At 41.2% G+C, this 25,657-nt stretch carries 21 protein-coding genes and 5 pseudogenes; 14 read left to right on the forward strand and 12 right to left on the reverse strand.

Annotated features, from left to right (window positions below; all coding sequences use genetic code 11):
* The 5 genes and pseudogenes from H6G14_RS28340 to H6G14_RS28360 all read left to right on the forward strand — a co-directional run.
* Nucleotides 1–392 (forward strand): annotated as a pseudogene (locus H6G14_RS28340) (hypothetical protein); the annotation flags it as partial.
* Nucleotides 393–619: 227 nt separating this feature from the next.
* Nucleotides 620–1,021 (forward strand): annotated as a pseudogene (locus tag H6G14_RS28345) (Uma2 family endonuclease); the annotation flags it as partial.
* 105 nt (nt 1,022–1,126) lie between these two features.
* The gene (leuB, locus tag H6G14_RS28350; protein WP_190571736.1) at nt 1,127–2,215 is read left to right on the forward strand and encodes a 3-isopropylmalate dehydrogenase; all 1,089 of its coding nucleotides are present in this window, start codon (nt 1,127–1,129) and stop codon (nt 2,213–2,215) included.
* Nucleotides 2,216–2,303: 88 nt separating this feature from the next.
* Entirely contained in the window at nt 2,304–2,570 is a 267-nt protein-coding gene (locus tag H6G14_RS28355; protein WP_190571738.1) for a hypothetical protein, read from the forward strand.
* A 91-nt stretch (nt 2,571–2,661) separates the two neighbouring features.
* Complete coding sequence (locus tag H6G14_RS28360) at nt 2,662–3,471, forward strand: prepilin peptidase (protein WP_190571740.1); 810 nt, start codon at nt 2,662–2,664, stop codon at nt 3,469–3,471.
* Between the two features lie 63 nt (nt 3,472–3,534).
* Here the strand turns inward: H6G14_RS28360 and H6G14_RS28365 are convergent, their stop codons facing one another.
* The 4 genes from H6G14_RS28365 to H6G14_RS28380 all read right to left on the reverse strand — a co-directional run bounded on the left by H6G14_RS28365 (nt 3,535) and on the right by H6G14_RS28380 (nt 9,940).
* The gene (locus tag H6G14_RS28365) at nt 3,535–5,106 is read right to left on the reverse strand and encodes a glycosyltransferase family 39 protein (RefSeq protein WP_190571742.1); all 1,572 of its coding nucleotides are present in this window, start codon (nt 5,104–5,106) and stop codon (nt 3,535–3,537) included.
* A gap of 107 nt (nt 5,107–5,213) precedes the next feature.
* Entirely contained in the window at nt 5,214–5,657 is a 444-nt protein-coding gene (locus tag H6G14_RS28370; protein WP_190571744.1) for a hypothetical protein, read from the reverse strand.
* 151 nt (nt 5,658–5,808) lie between these two features.
* Nucleotides 5,809–8,850 carry a valine--tRNA ligase gene (locus tag H6G14_RS28375; RefSeq protein ID WP_190571746.1) on the reverse strand — a complete coding sequence of 1,014 codons (3,042 nt, stop codon included), beginning with the start codon at nt 8,848–8,850 and terminating at the stop codon, nt 5,809–5,811.
* 124 nt (nt 8,851–8,974) lie between these two features.
* Nucleotides 8,975–9,940, reverse strand: coding sequence for a putative 2-dehydropantoate 2-reductase (locus H6G14_RS28380; protein ID WP_190571748.1), 966 nt, complete (start codon nt 9,938–9,940; stop codon nt 8,975–8,977).
* Between the two features lie 163 nt (nt 9,941–10,103).
* On the opposite strand from H6G14_RS28380, the gene H6G14_RS28385 reads away from it, so the two are divergent.
* The gene (locus tag H6G14_RS28385; protein ID WP_190571750.1) at nt 10,104–10,505 is read left to right on the forward strand and encodes a fasciclin domain-containing protein; all 402 of its coding nucleotides are present in this window, start codon (nt 10,104–10,106) and stop codon (nt 10,503–10,505) included.
* 34 nt (nt 10,506–10,539) lie between these two features.
* Here the strand turns inward: H6G14_RS28385 and H6G14_RS28390 are convergent, their stop codons facing one another.
* The gene (locus tag H6G14_RS28390; RefSeq protein WP_190571752.1) at nt 10,540–11,046 is read right to left on the reverse strand and encodes a GNAT family N-acetyltransferase; all 507 of its coding nucleotides are present in this window, start codon (nt 11,044–11,046) and stop codon (nt 10,540–10,542) included.
* Nucleotides 11,047–11,399: 353 nt separating this feature from the next.
* The gene (locus H6G14_RS28395) at nt 11,400–12,179 is read right to left on the reverse strand and encodes a hypothetical protein (RefSeq protein WP_190571754.1); all 780 of its coding nucleotides are present in this window, start codon (nt 12,177–12,179) and stop codon (nt 11,400–11,402) included.
* A gap of 471 nt (nt 12,180–12,650) precedes the next feature.
* Here H6G14_RS28395 and H6G14_RS28400 point away from each other — a divergent pair, with 471 nt between their 5' ends.
* The gene (locus tag H6G14_RS28400; protein WP_190571756.1) at nt 12,651–13,055 is read left to right on the forward strand and encodes a KTSC domain-containing protein; all 405 of its coding nucleotides are present in this window, start codon (nt 12,651–12,653) and stop codon (nt 13,053–13,055) included.
* A 29-nt stretch (nt 13,056–13,084) separates the two neighbouring features.
* Here H6G14_RS28400 and H6G14_RS28405 read toward each other — a convergent pair whose 3' ends face one another.
* From H6G14_RS28405 to H6G14_RS28415, 3 genes are all read right to left on the reverse strand, one after another.
* Nucleotides 13,085–15,235 (reverse strand): tetratricopeptide repeat protein, encoded by a 2,151-nt coding sequence (locus tag H6G14_RS28405; RefSeq protein ID WP_190571758.1) that lies wholly within the window; start codon nt 15,233–15,235, stop codon nt 13,085–13,087.
* A 907-nt stretch (nt 15,236–16,142) separates the two neighbouring features.
* A complete protein-coding gene (locus H6G14_RS28410) occupies nt 16,143–17,171 on the reverse strand; it encodes a WD40 repeat domain-containing protein (protein WP_190571760.1) in 1,029 nt (342 codons plus the stop codon).
* Nucleotides 17,172–17,246: 75 nt separating this feature from the next.
* The gene (locus H6G14_RS28415) at nt 17,247–17,729 is read right to left on the reverse strand and encodes a hypothetical protein (protein WP_190571762.1); all 483 of its coding nucleotides are present in this window, start codon (nt 17,727–17,729) and stop codon (nt 17,247–17,249) included.
* Nucleotides 17,730–17,816: 87 nt separating this feature from the next.
* Here H6G14_RS28415 and H6G14_RS34380 point away from each other — a divergent pair.
* Nucleotides 17,817–17,963, forward strand: a pseudogene (locus H6G14_RS34380) (iron chelate uptake ABC transporter family permease subunit); the annotation flags it as partial.
* Nucleotides 17,962–18,534 (forward strand): annotated as a pseudogene (locus H6G14_RS28425) (FecCD family ABC transporter permease); the annotation flags it as partial. The pseudogenes H6G14_RS34380 and H6G14_RS28425, both read left to right, overlap by 2 nt.
* Nucleotides 18,535–18,792: 258 nt before the next feature.
* Here H6G14_RS28425 and H6G14_RS28430 read toward each other — a convergent pair.
* A complete protein-coding gene (locus tag H6G14_RS28430) occupies nt 18,793–19,677 on the reverse strand; it encodes a DUF4231 domain-containing protein (protein WP_190571764.1) in 885 nt (294 codons plus the stop codon).
* A gap of 236 nt (nt 19,678–19,913) precedes the next feature.
* Here H6G14_RS28430 and H6G14_RS34515 point away from each other — a divergent pair.
* From H6G14_RS34515 to H6G14_RS28450, 4 genes and pseudogenes are all read left to right on the forward strand, one after another.
* A pseudogene (locus H6G14_RS34515) lies at nt 19,914–20,039 on the forward strand (zinc ribbon domain-containing protein); the annotation flags it as partial.
* Between the two features lie 273 nt (nt 20,040–20,312).
* Nucleotides 20,313–20,816, forward strand: coding sequence for a photosystem II protein PsbQ (psbQ, locus tag H6G14_RS28440; protein ID WP_422394115.1), 504 nt, complete (start codon nt 20,313–20,315; stop codon nt 20,814–20,816).
* A 138-nt stretch (nt 20,817–20,954) separates the two neighbouring features.
* On the forward strand, nt 20,955–22,037 hold the full coding sequence (locus H6G14_RS28445; protein ID WP_190571765.1) for an NAD(P)/FAD-dependent oxidoreductase: 1,083 nt from the start codon (nt 20,955–20,957) through the stop codon (nt 22,035–22,037).
* 73 nt (nt 22,038–22,110) lie between these two features.
* A complete protein-coding gene (locus H6G14_RS28450) occupies nt 22,111–22,959 on the forward strand; it encodes an alpha/beta fold hydrolase (RefSeq protein WP_190571768.1) in 849 nt (282 codons plus the stop codon).
* 4 nt (nt 22,960–22,963) lie between these two features.
* Here H6G14_RS28450 and H6G14_RS28455 read toward each other — a convergent pair whose 3' ends face one another.
* Nucleotides 22,964–23,614 (reverse strand): esterase/lipase family protein, encoded by a 651-nt coding sequence (locus tag H6G14_RS28455; RefSeq protein WP_190571770.1) that lies wholly within the window; start codon nt 23,612–23,614, stop codon nt 22,964–22,966.
* 394 nt (nt 23,615–24,008) lie between these two features.
* Between H6G14_RS28455 and H6G14_RS28460 the strand changes: the two genes are divergently transcribed.
* On the forward strand, nt 24,009–24,461 hold the full coding sequence (locus H6G14_RS28460) for a hypothetical protein (protein WP_190571771.1): 453 nt from the start codon (nt 24,009–24,011) through the stop codon (nt 24,459–24,461).
* Here H6G14_RS28460 and H6G14_RS28465 read toward each other — a convergent pair.
* Nucleotides 24,458–25,537 carry a tetratricopeptide repeat protein gene (locus tag H6G14_RS28465; RefSeq protein WP_190571773.1) on the reverse strand — a complete coding sequence of 360 codons (1,080 nt, stop codon included), beginning with the start codon at nt 25,535–25,537 and terminating at the stop codon, nt 24,458–24,460. The genes H6G14_RS28460 and H6G14_RS28465 overlap by 4 nt on opposite strands.
* Between the last annotated feature and the right edge of the window lie 120 nt (nt 25,538–25,657).

Below are 25,657 nucleotides of genomic sequence, written 5' to 3' on the forward strand. Positions count from 1 at the left end.
GACAAAAATTGATGCAGTTATACATCAAACAGATGCCAACGCAGGAGCGTCCCTTGTTAGCAGGCGACCACACAGCCTGGTCGCGCCCGGATGCGCCCACGCTACAGAACGACCTGATGCCAATGATGACTTGGGAGTTGTGGTTAGCTCGTGATATTGTTGCGGATAACCCTTTACCTTGGCAGAAGTCCCAGGGTAATTTGACCCCTGGAAGAGTCGCCCAAGCTATGGGAGGAGTTTTTGCCGCGATTGGTACTCCAGCCCAACCACCCAAACCTCGCGGAAAGTCTCCAGGCTGGAAGACTGATCAACCACGTAAACGTAGAATTCGCTACCCCATAGTTAAAAAAACTACAACAAAGCCCCGCAAAGAGCAATCAAAATCTGCTTAGTACTGTAGATTTTCATATCTGAAGTCTGTTTCTTTTCAACTCAGCAACGCTGAGTCTTTTCTTGTTGCCTAGTCTAAACTCCAGTAAGATAAAACCCTTACAAAACAAAGCTTTCAAGTCTGTCAACAGTCAACCGCTATAATGTTCCAATATTAAGAGCGATCGCTCCCCTTACCCCTTCATTGCTAAACTAAAAAACAACCCATTACCTTTGCTTTGAATCTCTTTCCCCATTTATTGTTTTAGAGTTTACTTATGGAGATGGTGCAGAGGAACGAGACAAAACCCCTTTTAAAGGCAAATTTTGGATTTATGAACAAGTAATTCGTCCACCCTTCTATGGCATTTATGAATTAAACCAACCTAGTGTAGAAGTTTATACATTAGCAACTGGAAAATATCAACCCATAGCAGCAAATGAACGCGGACACTATCTAATAAATCCTTTAGGTGTTGAGTTAGGTATATGGCAGGGACAATACCAAAACATGGAATTACCCTGGCTACGTTGGTGGGATTTGCAGGGTAATTTGTTGCTGACTGGTGAGGAAAGAGCGGAACAAGAACGTCAAAGAAATGAACGCCTCATAGCACAATTACGATCGCTTGGTGTAGAACCAGACGCTTAGATATCCTACACTCTCCAATTACAAATTACAAATTACGAATTACGTTGGTACACTTGCTCGGTATGATATTTAATCTGCAAGCATTTACCAAATGAAAATTCAGCTATGACTCAGAACTATCGAATTACCCTACTCCCTGGCGATGGTATTGGCCCTGAAATTATGGCAGTGGCGGTAGATGTGCTGAAAGTCGTAGGGCAGCAATTTGATATTCAGTTTGATTTCCAAGAAGCTTTGATTGGCGGTGCAGCGATTGACGCGACCGGCGAACCTCTGCCATCGGCTACTTTAGATACTTGTCGCCAAAGTGATGCTGTATTACTCGCTGCTATTGGTGGTTATAAGTGGGATTCCCTACCTCCTCACCAACGCCCGGAAGGGGGCTTGTTGGGATTGCGGGCGGGATTAGAATTATTTGCCAACTTACGCCCAGCCCAAATTTTACCGCAGTTAATCGACGCTTCGACTTTGAAGCGGGAAGTTGTGGAAGGTGTAGATATTATGGTGGTGCGTGAACTCACCGGTGGGATTTACTTTGGTAAACCCAGAGGCATCTTTACTACTGAGACTGGTGAGAAACGCGGTGTTAATACGATGGTTTATACAGAATCGGAAATTGACAGAATTGGCCGGATAGCTTTTGAAACTGCGCGCAAACGTCGGGGCAAACTCTGTTCAGTAGATAAAGCCAATGTATTAGATGTATCCCAATTGTGGCGCGATCGCATCACCAATCTTTCCCAAGAATACCCGGATGTGGAACTTTCCCATCTATATGTAGATAATGCTGCCATGCAATTGGTACGCGCTCCTAAGCAGTTCGATACCATCGTTACAGGCAACTTATTTGGGGATATTCTATCGGATGCGGCTGCTATGCTCACGGGTAGTATTGGAATGTTACCTTCAGCTAGCCTTGGGGCTTCTGGGCCGGGAGTATTTGAACCAGTCCACGGTTCCGCCCCAGATATCGCCGGACAGGATAAAGCCAACCCCCTCGCCCAAGTGTTGAGTGCGGCGATGATGTTGCGTTACGCTTTAGACCAACCACAAGCAGCAGACAAAATAGAACAAGCTGTGTTACAAGTTTTAGAGCAAGGCGATCGCACAGGAGATATAATGTCGGTGGGTATGAATCTTTTGGGTTGCCGGGCTATGGGCGACTCCCTCATTAAGGCATTAGCAAAATCATAATTTCCCGGTGAAAACAGGCAAATTGGCAACCATTCCCGGATGTTTCGGCTAAACTGGAACCAAAATCTAGCAATCACATAACAGCATAGTGTACGCTTTAAAACAAGGACAAGGAAAAGCTAATTTCACTGCCCCCAAGAACCAGTCCCCTCTGGTTGATCCAGCCATAATTAGAGCTGCGGGGCAAATTTATTACACCCACTGTGAGGTACATCCTGAAATCGCAGGCCAGCCTTCAGGAGTAGCTATTAATCGTGTTACTCACCGGGGTAAAGTAATTTTTACAAATCAACCCGTTTTGTTACCCCAAGAATGTTTTGTGCCATTGAGTCAAATTGAATCCTATATGTATTAGTCAATTGTCAGTTGTCAGTTGTCAGTGGTAACCCTCGACAATCAGCGAAAAATCAACGACAAATGACACAGGAATCAAGACAATTGACTATATGGAAAATTTGATAGTAACCCTGGCGAGCGTGTTTGTTTTCGCCTTGGGTGCGTCTATTGGCAGCTTTATTAATGTTGTAGTTTATCGGTTACCGGCGGGGTTATCAATACTGTGGCCGCCTTCCCGTTGTCCTCATTGCCTAAACCAACTGAAAGCTTATGATAATGTGCCTGTGCTGGGCTGGATTTGGTTAAAAGGGCGTTGTCGTTTTTGTAAAAATCCCATTTCCATAAGATATCCTGTCGTGGAAGCAATGACAGGGATAATTTTTCTTTGCATATTTTTGATATTTCAAGTTTCCATTCTGACTTTAGGATACTGGACGTTTTGTAGTTGGTTGTTAGCATTATCCTTAATTGATTTAGATACCATGACCTTACCTAATGCCTTAACAAAGTCAGGATTAGTATTGGGTTTGGTGTTTCAAATGGTTGTTGGCTATGCCTCTGACCCTAGTTTGCCAGGATTAATTAGACACTTAATGATGGGTATAGTTGGCGCTGTCTTGGGTTTATGGTTATTTGAAGCGATCGCTCTTTTAGGAGTTTTCTTACAAAAAGAAGCGATGGGTGCAGGAGATGCCAAGCTTGCTGCCATGATGGGTGCTTGGTTGGGTTGGCGATATTTACTGTTAGCTGGATTAATTGCCTGTACCTTAGGCACATTAGTGGGTGTTGGGGCTATCATGCTCTCAAAACGCAAATGGGGTCAAAAAATCCCTTTTGGCCCTTTCCTCGCCTCAGGGGCTTTTATTACCCTCTTTGGTGGACAACCAATCTTATCGGCCTATTTACAGTTGTTTTTTTAAGATCAAATCCCCGATTTCTTCAAGAAGTCGGGGATCTAAATAAAGTCTGTCAACAGTCACCTGTCAACCGTCAACAGCTATAATCTCAAACAATCTACCCTGGGGAAAAGTCTTCACTAATTTATGTTTGGCTTCTAGTTGTTTGAGAGTTTCTGCTGATACTTCCAGAACAAAAACCTTGTTAAACCCATCGGGAATTGTCAAATCATCTCGAATCAGTTTAAATTTAGTGTCTGAGTCAACTAGATAACTCATGGATAATGCCCTGTCTAGATTTGTGCATAGAACTAGTGGGCGATCGGCTGAACTGATGATTGCCGATATTTTGGGAAAATGGGGGCTACCAAAAGCATTCCATGATGGTGTAGCAGAAATTACCAGACAGGAACTCACACCACACAAAATTAAAACTGATAAAGCAAACTGTCCCCATCGCCTGCGTGAAGATTGGCTAGCGGTCAACCAACTACCAACTAAGTATGCAGGTATCAATTCCACGGCTAAAACGAAAGGAATCAAATAGCGCATTCTGGTGGTGATCGAACTACCACTGATGACATCTTTCACCATCAAGCTGACTCCAGTGGCGATCGCCAATGCTAGGAGAAAGTTTCTGATTTTTCTCGGTGCATATCGACAAAGTGTATAAAGAGAAATTGCGGCGATCGCTAATATAATCGGAGTCAAAAACCACTGGGTTGCTTTAAGAAAATTAGGCGAGAAAAAGGGATGATATAAATCCAGAAAAATGTTCTGTATACCCTTCAACCAAGCATTAATTAACCTAAATAAAGAACTTTTGTCAGATACTTGTTCAACCGAATAATCCAGCATACCGGAATTAATAAAAGCCCAAAGCCAAGGTAGAAATGTCAAGGTACTAATTCCTAAGGTCAGAAAATATGCAGTTAGACTTTTTAAATCTCTCAGGTTCTCATTAATCAAGACATACACTGTATGAGCTACTAAAACAAATGCAAATAGCAAATTAGAGTAAAGCCCAATCACAAGACTTAAGCCATAAATCAGCCACCAGAATACAGTTTTAACCCGCATAGCTTTCAGTAGGCATCCACAGGCAATTACTGTAGTCGCTATCAAAATACTATAAGGGCGGATGATTTGAGCATATTGTAAATGAAACGGAGAAATAGCTACAATTACCGCCGCTACAAATGCGGTAGTTTTAGATGCAAATAACTCCAACCCTAACCAGTAGATTCCCCAAATGGCAATTACATTTAGTAGAGCAGATAAACTTCTTTGAATCACCAGCCCATCATCAAACCAATTGTTAAAAAAATATGACCACAAAATTGTCAAAATTGGATATACTGGAGGAAATACATAAAGTTTACCAATTACTTGCTCGACTGATTGAATTACAGTTTTATTTGCATCAATAAAGAGATATTTTTTCAGTTCACTGATACTGATAATAGAATTATCAAAATTTTGGTAGGCTTGGGAATGTTGCCCATAAATATACGTCGATGAGAAAGTCTCATCAAAAGAATAAACTTTTTGCTCAAGATGATAAAATCTTAAAAATATTCCTAAAATAAGTGCGACTGTTGATATAATGAGCAACCAATTAGGAATTTTATAGCGTTCTTCTGATGTTTTGTTTTCCATAAGTAAATGAGGTTTTATAACTAGAAACTACTTTAAGACCTAAAATTTTTGTTATCTATTGATAACAATTAATAATTGTATATTTAAATCCTTGATTTTCCCCTCAATTAGGAATCACCATCACTATCTTTTTGGTATCCATTGCGTTCGCGGTTCAAACTTTCTTCTAAAGCTTGAATTTGCTCTCGACGAGCTTCTAATTCTAGAGAACGGCGAGCCAAGTCTTGATTTTGTATAGTTAGGGACTGTCGCCACTGTTCTGCTCTTTCTACTTCTTGTTGCAACAATTCTGGAGTCATACCAGTGCTGAGATAGGTTTGCAAGATATTCAACACCCAGCTACTAGCATCCTCTAATCTTTCGATTTCACCGGTAGAGGAAAGTTCCACTAAAACCAGCAAATTATCGCTGATGGTATTGCCTTTACCCAGAAGAATAAAAGCTTCTTCTGGAATTATTGTCCATAGATAATCAGCTTCTTGACGCGCTAATAAGCGTAGTTGGTACTGATCCAAAAACTCATTTTTATGCACCTGGGCTAGATATAGCATGACTTTAGTTGTGCTTTCATTTCAGATTTTAAGTTTATATAGTATTGTGAAGTTTTAATTTTTGAATAATTTTTAACTTTGCAAAAGGTAATGAGATAGTTACAAATTTCTCATTACCTTTTGCAAATATGTTGAATCTCGTAGGTGCAGCCTACACCAATGTCTGAAGGCGCAGGCGCAAAATTTCCACTTGTTTTTCTGCCTCAGCTAAAGCATCTCGCGCAGCTTGCACTACATCGGCTGGTGCTTTATCGACAAACTTAGGATTACTTAACCGACCTTTGAGAGATTGAGCTTCAGCCTCAGCTTTGCTGATGCTTCTCTCTAGTTTGGCACGTAGAGTTTCAATGTCCACTACACCAGCTAGAGGTATAACAACTTGTACAGTCCCTACCACGCCAGCAATGGATTTTTCTGCTGCTTGCGGCGCTTGTGGTGCTGTTGCTGAAAGATTCTTCTCAGTGGGTGAAGCGAAGAACTTGGTTAAAAATCTTTGTCTAGCTGGGGTGGATAATAAGTTACGGGCAACAAACCAAGCAGAGTAACCCAACCCAACAATTTCAAAGAAAGTCCCCAGGAAAGGAACATTATCAACTGTATCCGCTACAGCCAAGGCTACCCTGAGAAAAACAAGGCCGGCGATAACTAAGCCGATAGTTTTTAAGCCCCTTTGGGGTTTCTTTTTCGTAACCGTTGATGGCTGTTGTCCAGCAGCAATAGTCAAAGTCTCCACCTTGGCTAAATCTTTAATATAAGATTGACCAGCCATGAGGATTTGTCTTTCTGATTCACTATCAGTTTGTAAATTGGCAATAATTCTTGCCCCTGGTTTCACTTCCGCCTCAGCGCGTAAGTTACGAATTGTGCGGATAGTGCCAATCAACAAATCAAACTGTGTTTCCAAGGCTGGATTTATCCAGTCTGCATCGACTTGGGGATAGCCTTGTAAAGCTAATGTTTGGGGAGAATCTTTTGGTTGTTGGGTGAGAGTCTGCCAAATTTCCTCCGTAATGTGGGGCATGAAGGGATGCAGTAGCTTGAGAATTCCTTCGAGGACGTAGGCGAGGGTTTGTTGTGCTGCTTTACGTGATAAAGGGTCTGCGTCCTTTTGCAGTCTGGATTTGACTAGTTCAATATACCAGTCGCAGAAATCGCCCCAAATAAATTCGTAAATTCCCTTGGCTGCTTCCCCTAAACCGTAATTGTCGATGTAATTGGTAGTTTGCTTGATAACTTGATGATAGCGGGAAATAATCCAGCGATCGCTCAATTCTAGGGATTGGGGATTAGGGATTAGGGATTGGGAATTCCCCGTACCCAGTCCCAAGTCCCCAGTACCCAATCCATCCAAATTCATCATCACAAATCTGGCAGCGTTCCACAATTTATTGGCAAAGTTGCGGGATGCTTCTACCGAGGGTGATTCATCCTTTTTACGGTCATATTCCAAGCGGATATCTTGACCAGCACCGGCTACTTCCCTAACTAAGGTATACCGTAGGGCATCAGTACCGTATTTATCAATCAGTAACAGTGGGTCAATTCCATTGTTAGCCGACTTGGACATCTTTTTATTATTTTCATCCCTGACCAAACCGTGAATATAAACGGTCTGAAACGGCATTTGTCCTGTGAAATGACCAGCCATCATCGTCATTCTCGCTACCCAGAAAAAGATGATGTCAAAGCCTGTAACTAAGGTGGTGGTGGGGTAGTATTTGGCTAAATCTGGGGTTTGTTCTGGCCAGCCTAAGGTAGAAAAAGGCCACAATCCTGAGGAAAACCAAGTATCTAGTACATCTGGGTCTTGTTCTAGTTGGACATTATCCCCAAATTGTGCTTTGGCTTTCTCCCACGCCTCATCTGTGGATTTTGCCACTACAAAAGGCGTGTTATCGGTAATTTGTCCATCGGTTTCACTCACCGCATACCAAGCGGGGATTTGATGACCCCACCATAATTGTCGGGAGATACACCAATCCCGGAGATTTACCAACCAGTCACGATAAACTTTTGTCCAGCGTTGAGGAACAAACTCTGGGCTATTTTTTTCGTCGAGAAATGCTAACGCTTTATCTGCCAGGGGGCGAATTTTTACGAACCATTGAGTAGATAATAAAGGTTCAACGGGAACCTTACCGCGATCGCTATAAGGTACGGTATGCTTATAATCTTCTATCTTCACCAAAAAACCATCTGTTTCTAGGCGAGATACCACATTTTTTCTCGCTACAAAGCGGTCTTGTCCAGCAAACTCCCCACCGTTGGCGTTGAGCGTACCGTCTTTATTTAAGATGTTAATAAACGGCAGATTGTGACGTTTACCCATTTCAAAATCGTTGGGGTCATGGGCGGGAGTCACTTTTACGCAACCTGTACCAAAAGCGGGGTCAACTAATTCATCACTAATAATAGGAATTTCCCGTTGTGTAATTGGCAGTGTGAGGGTTTTACCAATCAGATGTTTATATCTGTCATCATTGGGATTAACAGCCACCGCCGTATCACCAAGCATGGTTTCCGGTCGAGTCGTCGCTACTTCCACATAACCAGAACCATCAGTCAGTGGATAACGGAAATGCCAAAGATTCCCCTCGACTTCTTTTGATTCCACCTCCACATCAGACACGGCTGACTGAGTGGCAGGACACCAATTTACCAAATATTCACCACGATAAATCAAACCCTCATCGTAGAGACTGACAAAAGCCTCCGCTACAGCCTTAGACAAGCCCTCATCTAAAGTAAACCTCTCCCGCGACCAATCTACCGAAACACCCAAACGCCGCAGCTGATTAACAATGGTTCCCCCTGATTCTGCTTTCCACTGCCAAGAACGTTCTAGGAATTTATCACGTCCCAACTCTTGGCGAGTTTTGCCTTCAGCCTTGAGTTGTTTTTCCAGAATTGTATGAACTGCAATACTGGCGTGGTCAGTTCCGGGTAGCCACAATGTATTACGCCCCTGCATTCGGTGATAGCGCACTAGGGTATCAATCAACGCACTCTCAAAAGCGTGACCCATGTGCAGACTACCAGTCACATTTGGTGGCGGAATCACCACACAATAAGGTTCACCACCCTTGTTAGGGTCAGCTTTGTAAATTTGGTTTTCTTCCCAGAATTTTTGCCACTTGGCTTCAGTGGTAAACGGATCATAGAGACTGGGAAGATTGGTTATAGTTGCGGTCATTCTGGGAAATTTCAGTTTGGAAGGACTCTAATAAATTTTGCCACAGGCTTGGGGATTGAAGAGAATAACAACTGTCAACTGTACGGGCGGGTTTACAGATATCCTCACTCTCAGACGATGATCTTCATAAACACGCCCCTACTAACAACTGACCAATCCTATTTCTCCCATCCAAAAACTTGAGTTGATGGTAGAGACAGTTAATTTGCGGTAAGTTTACACCAACTTCTTGAGCTTTGCGTAATGGATTGCCAACAATGGCTTCTACTTCTAAGGGACGGCACTCATCATAGTCGATTTTCATACTGGTGCGGTAAGGCTTCATTTTCACTGTGTAATCAAGCATGGTTTGAATAAAACTATCAGGAAGATTTCGCCCCATACTTTTCGCCCCCGCTTTGACTTCATACATTAATTGTTCAACTAATGTGCGAGTATTAGTGTCTGCCATTAATTCGTCAGTTCTGGCATTGAGAACCACAGACAACCCATTGTAGGGAATATTCCACACCAGTTTTTTCCACCTTCCCAGTAATAAGTCTTCGACTAATTCAATGGAGATGCCGGCCGTTCGAAAGTCATGGGCTATTTGCCGCATTCCATCCGTAATACCCATATTTGAGTATCCATGAGCATATTCACCCAAAGTAATTTGTCCATAATCTAAGTGATGAATATGCCCTGCGCCCAATTTATTAGAACATAGAAAGCATAACCCACCAATTATATGAACTTTAGGGAGAATCTCGGCAATTTCTTCTTCTACACCAAGCCCATTTTGTAATACCAAAACTATTCCATTATCTTTAACAATAGGTGGTAATAAATTTGGCAGTAAATGATTTTGTGTAGTTTTCAAGGCAACAACCACCACATCACATTTTGGCATCTTTGCCACATCGTTATAAGCGTTAACTTGGGGTAGGATAAAGTCACCGTCTTTAGACTCGACCAATAAACCATCCTGACTGACTTTTTCGTAGTCACTTTTGAGTAAAAAATGAACCTCTGAACCAGCCTTTTGCAATTTAGCACCGTAATAACCGCCTAATGCACCAGTCCCCACGATCGCATACTTGCGTTCACTCATAAATTGTCTGCCAGAATTTTTCGATAATTATCATAGAACAGCGTCCACAAATCGGCTGAGATCTGGATTATCTTAATGTCATGTTTTTAAACAAACTTTGTGATAAAAATTAAAACAGTTTTAATATAATTTAAAATTTGTGGCAGAGATTGAGGTGAAACAGATGGCTGATATTGTTGATATTGCAGTTAGTGCTGATAGTTTTAAAACTCTGGTGACGGCTGTACAAGCTGCTGGTTTAGTAGAAACCTTAAAAAGTCCAGGGCCGTTTACTGTTTTTGCACCAAACGACGATGCTTTTGCTAAGTTACCCCCAGGAACTATACAAACTTTGGTGCAGAATATTCCCCAATTAACGAGAATATTAACGTATCATGTGGTACCTGGCAAACTGAAGCAGGCTGATTTGGCAAAACTCGGCACAGTGACATCAGTAGAAGGTTCACCGATTAAAATTGATTGTACTGACGGTTTTGAAGTGAAAAATGCCACAGTTTTAGCAGCAGATATCGAAGCGGATAATGGTATAATTCACGTCATCGATACTGTAATTTTGATGGGTTAATGTTATATTAGGTGGGCATTACCCACCTAATGACTTATACTTTGGAAAAAGCAGGCGGGTAGATAACTTTTCCTTGATATTTCTCTTGATAATTTTGTAATGTTTTGACCATAAATACATCGTCTGGTACTGGAAAAGGACTGGCAATTTTATAATTAACTGACGGCACAAAACCAAAGCGAGAATAAAACTGTGGATGCCCTAATACAATAACTAAACTTTCTCCTCTTGCATCTGCTTTTTCTAATCCTGCTTTAACTAAAGCGCTGCCAATTCCTTTTTTTTGAAATTCAGGATGAACAGCCATAGGTGCTAACCCAAGCACTTGTAGTTTCTCGTCTCCTACTAACTCAATGTAACTAAAAATAATATGCCCGACTACGATATGATTAACTTCAGCTATTAATGACAATTCTGGAATATAAAACTCGGAAATCCGAATTTCATCAATTAGTTGTGATTCATTTTCTTGACCAAAAGCTAATTTATTGACTTCCGAAATAGCTAAATAATCTGCGGGAGTTTCACAACGTATATTCATGATGTTTCTTAAAATTCACTCGCTAAAAACTCAACTGGTTTGATATAGCTGTTGAAGGTTGTCTGTTGACGGAATTGAAAGCCTTTTATAGTCAAGGTTTTATATTAGCTTGATGTTCTAATCTATCTGGCTACGGCTATATTTTATAAGCTGTTCTGCTTTTAAGTTGTAAAATCCATCGTGAGGACTGTTAACAGTTAACAGCCCTTGTTAGTAGTTATACAATTTAGCCGCGCATTCGCTTAGTAGTTCGGTACGGGCAAAATAAAAAGGGTTTCGTGGATGAATCATAATCTTCGACGAAACCCTTTTTTATCTAATGCTAAAAGTCGGCACAAAGATTTACAAGCAGGCTAGAGTCCTGCTAATTGGCTACCTGACTGTCTAGCATTGACGAAATACAAGTAATCACCGCGTCTGGGTGTGAAAACGAAAGGTTGGTGACGTGCTTCTTGTTGTAGGCGAGGAGGAAGATAAGCAAAGATATTTTGGAAATCTGCTGTAATCTTCTGGGTGCTGCCATCAATTATGAAACAATCTGTATTGTTTTGGCTACTTTGATAGCGATCGTATAAGGCTTCTAGTGCTTTAGCACTCAACTCTTTAGAAGGAGAAACGTAAACTAAGTAGTTCCTTGAATCTAGCTCTTTTGCCTTTCGGATAGCTTGATTTACATCTGTAAAGAACGCAATTTGAGTATCTTTAATTTGTACAGGGCATGATAACTGAGGATCTCCCGCTACAACTGTATAGATTTTTCCTCCAGGTAGAGCATTAACACTAAACAATTCGTTGCCAATTGTTTCAGCCCTTGCAGCCTGAAAATCAAACCAAGCTCTAGTTACAGAACCATCTCCTATTTTTTCTACTAAACCAGGCAACAGTTTTTGAAACTCTTCCTTCGTCTGGGGAATGGGAACTCCTTGAGATAATTGCTGAGCCGGAATAGCCACTGCGTATTGGAGTATGTCGTGATATACGGCATATCCTTGTTTCTGTTGATCTGCGTTCATGTAAAGGGTCGTTACCCCTAATGCTGGTTTGGAGGAAGACTGCGCTAGAGCAGGACTTAATCCACCTAGCCAGACAACAAAGCTGAGAATAGCAGCTAAAAAGCAAGTTAACTTTTTCACAAAAATCTCCCTTTGTAATTTTGACTCATTATGAAGTTCGGGTCTATCCACCAAAATCTGCAAATACTCCCGATGGATTATTTGGGTGAATTGGTGCGATGAAACACTTTACTGGCGGGGAATTTATACTGACAACTTGTATACCAAAACAAGCGCCGAACAAGATATATTTGGCACAATAGAGGTCATCTATTACATTAGGTTTATACAAGTTTTATGCTGTTAAAGCGTAGCATCTGAGACATACTTTATTCGCGTTTTTTTCAGTGGTCAATCTTCTTCATAAAAATTTGTATTTAGTTGAATACACTTAAGTTATATCGAGATTACGTCCATGCTTTGCGGTAATTACGGAGAAAAGTTAAAGACTTCTTGAAGCTAATTGACAAGTCAGTATCTTTTTAGTACATATATACTATTGTGTTGTATAAATTCAAAACCTTCAACTAGACCTATAGGAGAGCAAAATTCATGAAGCTATCTAAGATAGACTTAACTAATTTAGTGGCTATCTCTCACGCTGACGGATATTTGCAATTATTGCTCGACCGAGGTGATGAATTTGAGTTTTTAGAAATTCCTGCGCCTATTCAGGCTTACGAAGGACTACAAGAACTAAACGAGATTGTAGCCGAAGCCAATGCACTACCTTTTGCAGAAGAGGCGATTGCCATGTTACCTGTTAGCTCATCAATGGCAACTTCTGCCGGCTACGATGATGAAGAACAAGTATTACAGATTGAATTTTATAATGGAGCGGTTTATCAATATTCAGGAATAGAGCCAGAGACTTGGCAAGATTTACAATCAGCAGACTCTATTGGTGAATTTTTTAATCAGGAAATTAAAGGTAGATATGAGTGTGAACGTCTGTAAAATATTGTTCGCATTTTCTTGAACAATTACTATGGAGTTGCAATTAATTGTTTAAATTTTTCATCATCTGCAATCTCATCAAAATCTATATCAGTGGCAGCATCTTCTTTATATTTGGGATTGAGAATTATGGCTTGTTGCAGATTTTCTAGAGATGATTCAACGTCTCGTTGTAGTGCATAACAGGCGGCTTTATTATAATAAGCACTGGCGTATTCTGGTTTAATTTCTAAAGCTTGATTAAAAGAGGTGATTGCTTCATCATCACGACCTAATCTGACTAGAGTGTAACCGCGTTTATCCCAAATTTTCGGAGAGTTTGGTTGTAATTCTAAGGCTTTATCAAAAGAGGCGATCGCTTCTTCATATTCTTCTAATTCTATCAAAGCCAAGCCGCGATTTAACCAAGCTACGGCATCATCAGGTCTAACCTGCGTCGCTTTATCAAAGGCAGCGAGTGCTTCTTGATGTCGGCGGATATTTCCGAAGGCCACACCGAGATCACACCAAGCCTGATGATAATCTGGTTGAATCTTAATAGCCTGATTATAAGATTTGATAGCATCTTTGAAGCGTTTTAACCTTGCCAGAGCCAGACCAAGCTTAAACCGAGCTACAGCGTCATCTTGTTGGATTTTAACAGCTTGTTCGTAATACGCGATCGCTTCTTCATAATTTTTTTGAGAAACTAGACTATCTCCCTGTTCAATACATTCATCAAAACTTAATTGTGGCTGTTTATTTTCATTTACTAAAACTTCTGACTGAGCTTCCTGTATAGGCTGAGTTTCCACAATCACAGGAGGTTTATTTTCCGTCAATTCTTGCAGAATTATATCCTTACGTCGTTGAGCATCTAATTGTAGCTCTGAGAGTTGGTTTACAAAATCTGTTTCTAATTTCTCTAGCTTTTCTAAAATCAGTAACTTTTGTTGTTGAGCATTATGCTGTAATTCTGAAAATTGGGAAACAAACTCTGAACCGGATTTTTCTAATTCCTCAATAATTTTCTTTCTGCTGTTTTCAGTATCTATTTTGAGTTCAGATAGATATGATGCTAACTCTTGCTGAGTTTGTATTTGTAGTTCAGCAACTTGAGATTGAAATAAATCTTTCAGTTCTTCTAAACTCTGGATAATTTTATCTTTATGTATTTGTGTATCTGTCTGCAATTGATTTAAATTATTATCTAGTGAATCTTTTTGCTTTTGGGCTTCTAATTGCAATTCTGAGACTTGGTTATTAAAAATATTGGCGACTTCTTGAATATTTCCTAGCTGAACATCTTTCTTTTGTTGTAAATCTCTTTGTAATTCAGCTTGCAAGTGCGAAAAATCATCAAAAACACTATTTTTATATGTCTGAGTTTCTACCTGTAAATTTATCAGATAATTATTAAAATTAACCCCAGTATTATCTATATCCCCTAAAACTGCTTTTTGGTGTTCTTCCGCCTCCTTCTGTAGTTCTGCAAGTTGATGCTTAAGTAGCGACTCTATCTTAACTATATTTGCTAAAGTTATATCTCTCTGCTTTTGAGCATCTGACTCAGATTGAGTTAATTTATAAGCAAATTCCCCAAATAAATTTTCTAGCTTACTTTGAAAAGTAGTAATCTCTGCTGCTATTTGTGCCAAGTTTTCGGTTTTTGTTTGCAGTAACTCAGATGTTAAAAGAGATAAATTTTCTTGCTCAATTTTAATTTTTTGCTGTAACGATTCAATTTCTCTTTCTAAAAGACGATTAATACTTTTCGCTTCTTGAATGAGATTTTCAGCATCTTGTTTAACGATAATTAACTGAGTTTCTAGTTTTTCCACTCCCTGAAATTGTGACATTGCTCTATTCACAATTTCCCGAATGGCTACTCGTCGTAACAACCAAAATAGAGCAATAATGGCGACAGGAAATAAACTGAGAATGACTAACCATATATTGAGCAGGACGGTTGTACGGCTAAAGGCTTGCTCAAAATCAGCTTGTATTTGTGCGCGATCGCTTTTTTCTGCACGTAATCTTATCAACTCTTGTCTTTCTTGATTTGTTAATGCTTGAGCAAGTATTTTTGGTTGAGAGATGGATACTGTAGCTTGTCCACGGTTAATATCAGCACACAGCAGAAAAGGCGAAAAGACTAAAGCGCTTTTCAAAAGAAAGGATACAACAAATTGATTTTTCATCACAATTATCCCGATTTGTTGGTCAATTTTTGAAGTGGCGTGCTTATCTCCCAATCATAATCCAAATAAATGAGCCACTGCGTTGGGTAGCAGGTGGCGTTTATACCAATTTTCTATGAAGTCGCACCAAATAAATGATGTAGAGACGTTGTATGCAACGTCTCTACACTCCAGAATAAAGCACATCTTCATTAAAAAACGGTTATGTTTTCAGTATCCCCCCGTGGGTGGTCGAGCTTGCATGAACTACCCCTGGCTCAACGCAGTAGCCAGGGGTTTCTACATCCCCTAGCGTAGCCTGAGATTTTTGACGCTTCATTTGACCCAGTTTCTTCATGCTTCCCGCAGTTTTGTCAAGCAATTGTATTAGGAGTCATTCGATATATCTTTGGCAACGGGCAATGGTGTTGTGGCGGAAAATCTCATTACCTAGCACCATGACTACCCAGCGTTGTGTGACAAAATCGCTGTGGTCGTAGGTGATGTATGCGATGAATTGTCTACCTGCGTAGATTTCAAAGTGCTGCGAGTGGATTTCTACTGTGGTCAGTTCTTCGGGTGCTACAGCTTGGGCTTGCTGGTTGATGTACTGGTGTAGTTCAGCTTGAGCTAGAAGTTATCACGATTACGCAGAAGTCCTGATCTAGCGGATAGTGAACCAAGACAGGATGCGACGATACCCCGCCTGCGATAGCTGCCTGAGCAGATGGAAAAATCCATTCAGCCTAGTCAATAGGAAGTACAGGAAGTTTTGCAGCAGTTACGGGAGATTCATTGTACTCCGTAGTTTCGGCTAAACGGGGAGATGAGAGCGCATAGTTAGGCGGTGTTGGGAGAATGTGCCAGGGGCGCTCGCGTTCGCATAAGCGTCTGCTCTGTGGAAGCGCTGTTAGATAAGCCCGTAAATTTACTGTGGAGATACACGCCAAATCTTAACAGTGCCATCTTGCCCAGCACTAGCAAGTGTCTTACCATCGGGATTAAAAGCGACAGACCAAACTTGCAACTTGTGCGCCGTAAAAGTGCTGACTTGTTTGCCAGTGGTAATATTCCACAATTTGACAGAGCCATCCCGACTACCACTAGCCAGTAGTGTTCCATCTGGGCTAAAGGCAACAGTTCTGACTTGACCTTGATGACCAGTTAAAGTGTGAATGAGTTTACCATCATGAATATTCCACAGCTTAATTGCATTGTCCCGAATGCCAGTAGCTAGGGTGTTTCCATCTGGGCTTAGGGCGACAGCATTAATTAATGATTTCGCATCAAAACTGCCTGTTCGTTTACCAGTTTTTACATTCCACGACTGGAGCATAGAACCAGAACCACTTGTAGCAAATAATGTCTGACCATCCCGGCTAAAAGTAGCTGGTTGAGTCTTGAAGTTCCGAAATCCTCTTTGATAAGCGTCAGGATCATCCTTTATGCGGATGATTTGTCCAGTACGCCAATTCCATAACCTGATGATAGAGCCGAGATCAAGATTACTAACTAGAGTTTGTCCATCCGGACTAAAGACTACACCAATCACTGGTTCTGAGTGTTGGAGTGTACGAATGAGTTTCCCTGTTTGAACATCCCACAAATTCAGGCTGCCGTCCTGAGAACCACTAGCGAGAACCTGACCATCCGGGCTAAAGCTGACAGTCCAAGCTGGGACTGATAAAGCACGTAATAGTTTACCAGTGTTGGGATTCCAAAGCTTTACACTTTTAGCACCAGCACTGGCAAGAATTGTTCCAACAGGGACTGGAGAATAAGCAACCGAATAACCTGAATCAGACTGTGTTGATAAAGTACGGACTAAGTGGCTATCTTTTGGCGACTTAGCAATTAAATCTTGAATGTTGGGAGTCTGAGTAGTGCAACCGGAAACAGCAATAGTGATTACTGTCGGTGCTATCAGGTAATTCCACCAAATACGGTTGAGAGTCATTGTCGAGAATGCCTTCAGCTTGATATCTGACTCGACTGATTAAACTACACGCTGTTCCATCAACAACGTCAGTGATTAATTAGTTGCATAGTTAAACAGCCGATCCCATTCCCAACGCCATGCTGTCTCTATCTTGATTTCTTTTCCGTTGGTGAACTTGATAAACTCTGTGCCTGCATCATAGAAAACGTCAGCCACAAGTTGATTACGGACATCGTATCCCCAGATTGACGCGGCTGCATTCCACCACCTTTGCCCCGGTGATTCTAGATTTGGTAGCTCTAGGTACTCATCGTTCCATGCCATAGGCTTCCATTGTTCCTGCAAAGCACGAATCAGAATTGCATTTGGGTAAACTTGTTTTTCGTTTTTTTGCAACCACAGCGCATAGTCGATGGTGCTTCTAAACGCATCTTCTAGCCCATAAGTGCAGGCTTCCAATGCTTCTTGGACTTGCTCAAGAGAAAAGTTTACACCAATGGTAACTAATGCCCGTTCGTATTTCTTAAAAATTTCGTATTCAACTGAATCTGCTTCCCAAAACCAAAATCTTGTCATACATTTTAAAAATATTATTGACAGATTCAATTGATTAGATTGTAACAAGTGCCTCGTTTCAGTAGGTGAACTACAGCGATCGCTATATTAAATCTCACTGTAGCAGGGGCGGCGTTAACGGCTTTAATTTCTTCCCTCACCACAGCTATTCTGATTGTTAGTCAACGCACCTTAGAAGAAATTAGATTTTGGTTGGCTGGTTCTTTGGCTGGACGGGATTTTGACATCTTATTACACCTTACCTTTATCAGCCTTTGCAGGTGCTTTACTGATGGCTGGTTTAATTTACTCCTTAGCTTGGAACAATGGTAGTTCCCCCGTTTTGTTTATTTTAATGGGTGTGGGATTATCTGCGATCGCCAGTGCCTTCACCAGTTTATTAATTACTTTTGGTGATATTTATAGCGTCAGTGATGCTTTGGTATGGTTAGCTGGTAGTGTGTATGGACGCACCTGGGAACAAGTTTTTTCCTTCTTACCTTGGTTAATCGTTTTTGTTCCGATCGCGTTGACATTAGCCAGACATTTGAACGCCTTAAATTTGGGAGATGATGTTGCCAAAGGTTTAGGTACTCGTGTGGAATGGCAACGGGGTTTGCTGGTACTAGTGGGTGTCGCTTTAGCCGGTGCAGGAGTCGCCATAGCCGGAATGATTGGTTTTGTAGGATTAATTGCACCCCATTTAGGTAGACAGTTAGTAGGTACAAATCATCAAGGATTGATCCCTATCTCTGCATTGTTGGGAGGAATGCTTGTTGTTGTGGCAGACTTTCTGGGACGAACCCTCTTTGCACCTATCGAAATTCGGCGTTGCATAAATGCGGGATGAATTGGGACTTTTGTACAAAGCAGAATATTGATTCTACCCTGCGGGAACGCCTTGCGGCGAATGCGTCTTTGCGCCTTTGCGTGTTAGCGAAGCGGGGCGTAAGCCCGACAAAAATCATCCCACTAATCAGCAACGCCAGATATTTAAGCCCCTCTCCGACGCGGAGAGGGGTTGGGGAGAGGTCATCTAGCTTACCTCATAAAAACTGACGCAAAAGTCATTACAAATTACAAATTAGGATGAACTCTTTTCATCTGTTTCAGCATTATTAGTGTTAGTTTTTTCCGATTCTTTCTTCTCTTGCTGAATCTCACTAGCTTGCTGTACTTGTTGGAGATGAATATTATTTACCTGCACAATAAATTGTTCTATAGCCTGATTGGCTTTTTGTTGCTGCTGGGTAGTGTCAGACAAGTCATAGCAACGATAAGCTGGTGTCACTCCCAAAATAAATTTTTCTTGTTCAGCCTCTAATAATTCTAAAGTTGTGTTAGCTGCTACCCAATTTTTTTGGAAAGGAAATGAGGTGACAATACTCGCCACAATTGAGGCAATAGCGGGACAAATCACAGGTAGCCATTTTAGCCAAGCTTGTCCTGCTTCTAGTTTATCTACCAAAACTAAAATCGGGGTGATTCCTGATAAAATAACAGTGGAAATTTGCAAAACATAATAAAGATTGCGGGAAAGGTTGCGAGCCTTTTTATAATCGTCAATTAAATCTTGGCAATACTGCAAAGCTTTTTCTCTGGCAGGAACTATCTGATTACTATCAAAAACAGAATTATTATTGCCTAATAAATAACTGTAAAGTTCTGCCTTTTTGCTAATACTATACCGATAGGCAGTATTTTGTGAGTCTTGAAACAATTGTCTGTTGAACAGAAATAAGAAACTGAGAATCGTTAAAGCAATGATTCCACTAATTAGCAGGTTTTTGTTATCTGCATAAACGGTGAGAACGATACCGGCGCAAACAAAAGCTGCTGCTAACAAATATTCAAATAGTTTGAGGATAAACAGTGTTTTCTGTCCGGTTCGGGAGGAAAAGGTTTCTAGACTGGGGGAAATACCTTTCTGGGGTTGCTGTTCAAGACTAGTGATGTCGGAAGTAATCATGATTGTGTCTTCAGTAATTTACACGGTAAAATACAATACGTCTTAGTAAGTACGGAAATTAAAATTAATTTCCATAAACCTTTTGAATAAGGACTATGAGAATAAATTTTTATTCAGTCCTGATTCACAAAGAGTGTTTTAAAACACATCTTGCGTAACAATTTAGTATGTTATAACACATCAATTTTGCAACCGTGTAGAAAAGTCACCAAGTCTCTTTACCCACTGGTAAAAAAGAATTGTCAGAGCGTACTCATGTTTGTTCAAATTGCGGATATACCACTGATAGGGATGTGGCAGCCGCACAGGTAGTTCTAGTTAGAGGACTTGCAGCCGTAGGGCATACGGTGAGTCAGCCCTGAAGGAGGGTTTTCCTCCGTAGGGGACTGCGAACCCGAAGGGTCAAGATGCTTGCTGAGGGTAAATTCATTGGAATCCCCGTGAAGCAAGAATCCCCGAATTTCTAATTCGGGGAGTGTCAATGTGCGGTTTGTCAAGTAATCAAAAGCGATGGCTCCGCCAAAGCTAAAAGCGAACGCCTAGTTGTTAACTTACTATTTAATGAATTGTCTAAAATCCATTAAACTTTCAGTTACCCTGAACGATAACTTACCTTTGCGATCTAAAATTACACTGTGAATCGGCAAACGGAAACCAACCAATTTCAGTGTATGGCGCGTCAACGCTCAATTATTTCATTACTTCTGGTATTATTAGCAACTTTCCTAATTAGTTGTGGTAGTCCCACTACCGCAGTTGTACCCCCAACCTACACAGCTGCACAACTTGAGAAAATTCAAGGATACGCGCCTGATATTCAGGCTGTACGCGATCGCGCGGACGAACTGAAAAACCTGATCCAGAAAAAAGAATGGATCAAAGTAGGTAATTTTATTCACGGCCCCATTACGGAAGCCAGATTAAACATGACCTACATCACACCCAACCTGCTACCTAAAGACCAAGCTACAGCACGGCAAATAAACAAAGATTTTCTCAACCACTTAGTTAAAATCGATCAGGCCGCTAGTGCTGGAAATTCTCCACTTGCCCTAAATAACTATCAAGCTGCTGTTGCAGATATTGATAAGTTCATTCAACTGCTACCTGATACCAGTAGTCAGTCAGAAGAAGGTTAAGACAAGGGAAAATAAGAGATGAGGGAGAGGAAGAAGTTGGAGAATAAGGTGCAGGAGGGAGAATTTTCTCATTTTCCTTGGCTTATTTCCTCATCCTTCCTCTTCTCCTCCCAATCTCCCATTCTGTAAAGAAAACTCATGGATGTAGCGATTATTGGCTGTGGCATAGTTGGTGCGGCGATCGCCTATGAACTCAGTCAAGTCCCAGGAATCAAAATCACAGTTTTTGACAAACAACCACCCGCCCAAGCTTCTACAGGCGCAGCCCTTGGTGTTTTAGTAGGCATCATTAGCCAAAAAATTAAGGGTAAGGCTTGGCAGATGCGACAAACTAGCATCCAACGTTATGAAACTTTGATTCCTGAATTGGAAGCTATTACAGGGCGAAAAATCCCTTTTAACCGTCAAGGGATTCTCAGTTTGTGCTTAGAAGCAGAAAAATTAGAAAGCTGGGAAAATTTAGCAGCCGTTCGCCACACCCAAGGCTGGAAATTAGAAATTTGGGACACCACTAAACTCAAACATATCTGTCCCCAAGTTGATCATCCGCAAATTATCGGCGCTGTCTACTCTCCACAAGACCGCCAACTCGACCCCACAGCTTTGACTTTAGCTTTAGTTGAGGCCGCCCAACATAAGGGAGTAACTTTTAAATTTGGTGTGACTGTGTTAGGTTCTCCCACTACAGAAGCGACCCAATGCACATCAGTCGAGACGACGGAAGGTAAAATCACCGCAGATTGGATAATTATCTCGGCTGGTTTGGGTTCCACCGCCATCACAGCACAACTGAATCAAAAAGTAGATATTCGTCCTGTGTTGGGACAAGCTTTACAAGTACGATTAGGGCAATCATTAGGGAATCCCGACTTTCAACCAGCGATTACAGGTAATGACGTGCATATAGTCCCTGTAGGTGGTGGAGACTATTGGATAGGTGCAACAGTGGAATTCCCCACAGATAGCGATGAAATCCCGCCTAATCAAGAATTACTGGAGTCTGTCAGACAACAGGCGATCGCTTTTTGTCCAGAATTAGCCACAGCCGAAATCATTCGCACTTGGTCAGGATTGCGCCCCCGCCCCGAAGGTCGCCCCGCACCAGTCATTGATGAATTACCAGGGTTTAGTAACGTGCTGTTGGCTACTGGACACTATCGCAACGGTGTTTTACTCGCACCCGCCACTGCAAAGGCAATTCGTGAGAAGATTTTCAAATAGGCATTAGGGAGAACTGTTGACTGTTGACGGTTGACTAATGACCCAATATTTGAAAAACTTTTAGGAAAATCGCGTGTCAATAACAGAACATAAGATAACAGTAAATAATTTAGAGTGGTTTTATCGGCAATCTGAATCAGTTGGCAGAAGTGACTTACTACCAGTGTTGTTACTGCATGGTATACCATCACAAAGTTACAGTTGGCGCAATATTCTACCAGCTTTGGCAGCTCAAGGAACGCGAGCGATCGCCCCAGATTGGATTGGTTCTGGCTTTTCTGCCAAGCCGGAGAAACACGAATTTGCCTATACTACTGAAGCCTACATCACAGCCTTAGCGGGATTTATTCAAGCTTTAGAAATTGAGCGTTTTTCTCTGGTTGTACAGGGATTCTTAGGGTCTGTTGGTCTACAATACGCCTTAAAATATCCCGAACAAATCGCCAACATAGCTATATTAAATACACCAATCTCAACGGCTGCCAAGTTACCTTGGAAAATTAAACAAATGGGTCTACCTTTTGTCGGTGACATGATGACTCAAGACCCATTATTAATTGACCGGACTCTAGAAGGTGGTAGTCGTTATCGCATTGAAGATAAAGATTTAGATGTTTATCGTAAACCTTTTTTGAAAACCTCGGCTGTGGGACGGGCGCTTTTAAATACAATTCGCAACTTGCAACTCCCCGCAGCCATGACAGAGATTGAATCTGGCTTTAAACAATGGCAACAACCAATTCTGGTTCAATGGGGTATGATTGACCCTTGGTTACCTGTAGAAGTAGCACAAAAGTTTGTTGAGACTGCACCCAATGCCGAGTTAATCAAACTCAATAACGTCGGTCACTACCCACAAGAACACTACGATAAAACAATCCTAGAAGACCTTCTGCCTTTTGTGCGTCGTGCTGAATCCTGATTTCTCAATTGTGAATTGATGAGTTAGGAATATACTCAAATCGGCGATCGCAATTAATCGGTTCTGCTAAAGCTGCGGCTACGGCTTCTATACTCCTAAAATCTCTCAGCATCCATGAATGCAAGGCTACCGGAATGATCAGTTCTTTGCCCACGGGCATTTTTGAACTGTGGGTAGGGATAATCATCAAATCATAGGGTGTCCAAATAGAAGTAAAATTTAACTGCTCTAACATTTGGACATCACGATTCAAATCTTGAAGGAAAAGGCTACTGGGGCGCATTTGCACACAGCCAGGACGCTGAGAAGCATAGGCAAGCACAGTACCATAATGAGGAGAAGAAATCGTTAAAAAACGTTGTACTCGACTAATTCCCCCCAATCTCTGCACATAATAACGGCTGACAATTCCGCCCATACTAAAGCCGACTAAATCGAATGGTTGTTCGGGCGTAATGGTTGCAGCAACATAATCAGCTAGCTGCTGTGCTAGTACATTAAGCGGGGCTTCGCCGTTGTTAGGTACTAAATTCAGTGTGTATACAGTCCAACCCAGTTGTCTTAAATAAGCTGCCATTGGATTAAATACGGCTTCTGTATCCGTAATGCCATGCACTAGCAATACAGGGTTGCGTTGCAGATTTTGAGTTTCCATTGACAAAATTGCTTGTATTCGAGTCTGTAGAAAATTTAACTGAGTCTGAATACTGTCTGCCCAAAGATTATGACAGTCTTCCCACTGGTTTAGAACAGAACCATTATTTATATCGATGTATAGCTATAGAAGAAAATAATGTTAATTTTTATTAAGCAAGCTTTCAGGATCTTGCTCTAGGTTGGGGTAAAATTTAATAATTATTATTGGTATCTACAGCTTGTAAGTATTTGCCAATAAGACCTGAAAACACTTAGCCTGTATTATTAAGGTTGATGAAGCTCAAACCTACTAGGTTTGTTACTAAGTAGCTGATAGTCAAAAACATAGTATTCCGACGTAATTTTTAACATTACGGTCAATTGAAAAATATAAAACTTCAGGAGCCATTCTAATGTTCGGTTTTATCAAAAAAATCATCGCTGGGATTTTGAGTTTCCTTACCGGATTGATCGGAGGTAAGAAGGGTGGTAGTTACTACCTAGAACTCAAAGAAGATACCACTGATGAAAAAGCAACGATACCAGCCCCAAAAGCCGCACCAGCAGAATCTAATGGTACAAAAGCTGCTGTGAAAGCAGAAGCACCACCAGCTACAGAGAAAAGCTCTGCACCTACCCCTGCCAAAGCAGCTAAGGTAGCACCATCCACAAATGGCAAGAATGGCAAAACTGCCCCTGTTGAACCAGAAAAAGTGCCAGTTGCTAAAACTACTAAACCATCTGAAACTACATTTGCCCCTAAATACCTAGCTCCTTCAGCTTCCGGTGCTAATGGTCGTCGTCGCCCTGGTGCGAATATGAGTTCTTATTTAGATATGGCAAGTCAAGTAAAAACTCCTGGTTAAGTTTTCGGCATTCCTCGAATAAATATCAATCCACTATATAAATGAAATGCTGGATCCCAGTTAGTCTTTTCCCTGCGATATAGGTGAACATGAGACTGAAGGTTTTCCAGCATTTCTTTTTGCTCTAGGACTGTCTCAGCAAAATGTGTAAAATCTGCCCAAATATTGACTTGTGGTAAGTGGAGGTTAATCCAGTTTAGTAAGTTATTCCAATTGATTCTGATGGTGTTTTGATTAGCTGTAGGAGAAATTTCTACACCTTGCTGAAATTCATAGCCATGATCATGGAGTCTCAAAATACAACGTCTGTTAGGTAAATGTAAATCACAAAACTGAATGTAATCTTGGGTTTGAGTTTTGCGTTCAAGTTTGCGCCTAGCGTCAATGTCTACAACTTCCTCAAAAATGGGTAAAAGTCCCATCACTTGTGCGGAAACTTCTGACCAATCAAATGTGAGTGAACCAACTTGATTTGTTTGGTTGGAGCAAATCACAGTAGCTTTTGGTTGAGATGCTGAAAAATTTTTGACTTGAAAAACTTGTATTTGTTCAATGGCGCTGATGGCTGTCCAAAAACAAGGAATATCTGCTTGCTGTAGCTGTGTACCGTAAAACTGGAGTTCTCCCACACGCCCAATACGGTAAAATTTCCAACTACGACTAGGCAGCACTAGCCTAGCACTGTAGGGGTCTAGCTGCATGATTTCTGCAAACTTGGCTGCTGCTTGGGCTTTTAGTTCATTGCTGAGAGGTTCTAGTATAAGTATGCCTTGTTCAGTATTGCAGGGTTCGGCTGTTGCTTGAGCGATCGCTCTTTGTCTTTCTTCTTGCTCAATTTCTTGTATGCGCTGCAACCCTTGTCGTGCGAGGGTGACGATTTTGTTATTTTGTGTGCTGCGTAATAATTGCCGATAAATATTTTCTGCTTCTCGGCGCTTTTGTGAAACTTCGTACAATCGCCCTTGATAAAATTGCACCCAAGGATTTTCTGGCGATTCTTTTAGCAGCTGTTTGAGTAATTTAGCGGCTGTTTGATAGTCTTTATGTTCAAAGGCGATCGCAACTTGCTCAATCATAAGATCCTAGGACTTACGCATTGACAAAAAATTTCATTCATGTGTACTAAGCAACACAAGTATGGGTAAGATTTTCTACAATGTAATCACGCAAAACTAAAGTGAATAAGTTCCTTTGCA

Source organism: Nostoc parmelioides FACHB-3921, assembly GCF_014696625.1.
GTDB classification, from domain to species: domain Bacteria; phylum Cyanobacteriota; class Cyanobacteriia; order Cyanobacteriales; family Nostocaceae; genus Trichormus; species Trichormus parmelioides.